The sequence below is a fragment of the Aeromicrobium sp. PFPM2_SD2 genome (assembly GCF_057364525.1).
The window spans coordinates 1-2,000 of sequence record NZ_JBNFNZ010000442.1; the positions used below are offsets into that span (position 1 = coordinate 1).

A 2,000-nucleotide genomic window follows, 5' to 3' on the forward strand; every position below is an offset into this window, starting at 1 on the left:
GCGAGGCCGCCCGCCGGTCCGCGACGCCGCCGACGCGGGCCGTCGAGCCGCGCTCGCGCTGGGAGCGTTCAAGGACGGCGCCTCGAAGGTGTGGGACGCGCTCGTCACCGTCGCCAAGATCGTCGTCGCCGTCCTGGGCGTCGTCGTGCTGATCATCGGCGGCCCCCTGGCCTGGGTGGTGCTCGCCGCCGCCCTCGTCGTGCTGGCCGACGCGCTCATGAAGTACGCCAACGGCGAGGGCAGCCTGTGGGACGTCGGGCTGGCGCTGCTCGGCTGCATCCCGGGCACGAAGGGTCTCACCTCGCTGGCCGCGCTGACCGCGGCGTTCCGCTCCGGCGGCACCCTCGCGGCCGTCTCCCACGTCGCCATGGCCGGCAAGGACGCCGCCGTCGCGCTGATCCGCACCGCCGACGTGCTGCGCCGCGGCTTCCTGCCGGGCGTGCGGGCCACGGTGCAGGTGCTCGGCCAGGAGGGCGCCCTCGCCATCCCGCGGCTGCGCTCGACGCTGACCGAGATCGGCCAGGCGTTCGTCGCCGCCGACCACCAGGTCAGCGGCATGGCGGCCCAGGCCCGCTCGTGGCAGGGCGAGGTGCCCTACCCCGGACGCGACGTCTACACCAACACCGTGCTGCAGCCGGGCACCCGGATCGAGGCCGGCTTCCCCGGCCTGGGCGTCTACGCCGCCCCGGAGGGCACGGCGGCGGCCGCCAACCACTCGGCCAGCCAGGTGTGGGAAGGCTTGCAAGTCGGACCGAACCTGCACGACTACCGACCGTCCATGATCGAGATCCAGGTCAACCGGCCCGTCGACGCGGCGACCGGCACCACGCTGGCCAACCCGCAGTACGGCGCCGGCGGAACCCAGCAGTTCTACCTGGACATCAGCGAGGGCCTCTCGCGCGGCGACCTGTCGGTGCTCGACCACGGCGGCCAGCCGATCGACCTCGTCAACCTGGACCCGGACGAGATCCGGCGGTTCGGCGGCCCGCTCCACCAGGCGCTCGGCGGACAGGGCACCATCCCGCTCCACGGCGCCGACAACCCGTCGCCGGGGGTCGCCTACGCCGACGAGGTGCTGCACAACCCCGACCGCTTCCGGGCGCCGGACCTGGCCCAGATCCAGATCGACATCGACCTGCAGCGCAGCGTCGAGACCATCTCCCAGGTGCTGCGCGGCACCGGGTACGTCGGGGCGAGCCGATGAGCGCGTCCCCGGCCTTCGCCGACAAGTGGAGCTTCGTGCTGGGCCACGCCCTCATGGCGGTCAGCCCCGACCGCACGCAGATCTACTCGCTGCGCGGTGCCGACGGACGCCCGCGCGTGGCGCTGTGGACCCGCGAGGACCTGGCGGTCGCCGGTGCTCCGCAGGGATGGACGCTGTACCAGACCGATGTCGCCTCGCGCCTGCGTGAGCTGCCCGACGGCGTCGGCGTCGTCGTCGACTCCGGCGCCCCCGGCGGCCTGGAGGTCGACCCCGAGTACGCGGCCTCGCTCAAGCCCCTGACCGAGGTCTTCCCGGCGGGGTCCCACACCGAGTACAAGGTGTGGCAGCTGCTGCCGGGCAAGGTCCGCAAGTCCCTCGCCGAGCAGGCCGGCCGGTACGAGTTCGTCGAGGCGGTGTGGGCGCTGCTCTACCGGGTCGACGACAGCCCGTGGCTCGGCCTGCTGGTCCACCAGACCCAGGACGCTCCCGAGGCGCAGGAGGCGGTCGCCGACGCGCTCGTCGCGGCGCTCGACGGGTCGACGACCCTGCCGGAGCTCGGCGTGCCGATCGTCCGCGTCGTCGCCGCGTCCGACCTCCCGCTCGAGGTGCGCGAGGCCGTGGCGCAGCAGGTCACCGTGCTGGACCGACGCGCGTGACGACGAAGGAACCGCTGGGCCTGCTGCAGCCGATCGTCGACGCCGAGGTCGCCGCCGGGCACGACGTCCGGGCCACCGCGCCCGGCTCGGTCGCGCACGGCGACCGACCCGAGGCCCGGCTGCTCGCCGCGCGTGGCCGC

The 2,000-nt window shown here is 74.4% G+C and carries 2 protein-coding genes; both read left to right on the top strand.

Features of this window, described 5'->3' with window-relative positions; all coding sequences use genetic code 11:
* Positions 1 to 1,204, top strand: a 1,204-nt coding sequence (locus AC2W7G_RS14820; RefSeq protein WP_485869114.1) for a hypothetical protein, incomplete at its 5' end; no start/stop codon positions are given.
* Positions 1,201 to 1,860, top strand: coding sequence for a hypothetical protein (locus tag AC2W7G_RS14825; protein ID WP_485869115.1), 660 nt, complete (start codon positions 1,201 to 1,203; stop codon positions 1,858 to 1,860). The genes AC2W7G_RS14820 and AC2W7G_RS14825, both read left to right, overlap by 4 nt.
* The last annotated feature ends 140 nt before the right edge of the window (positions 1,861 to 2,000 follow it).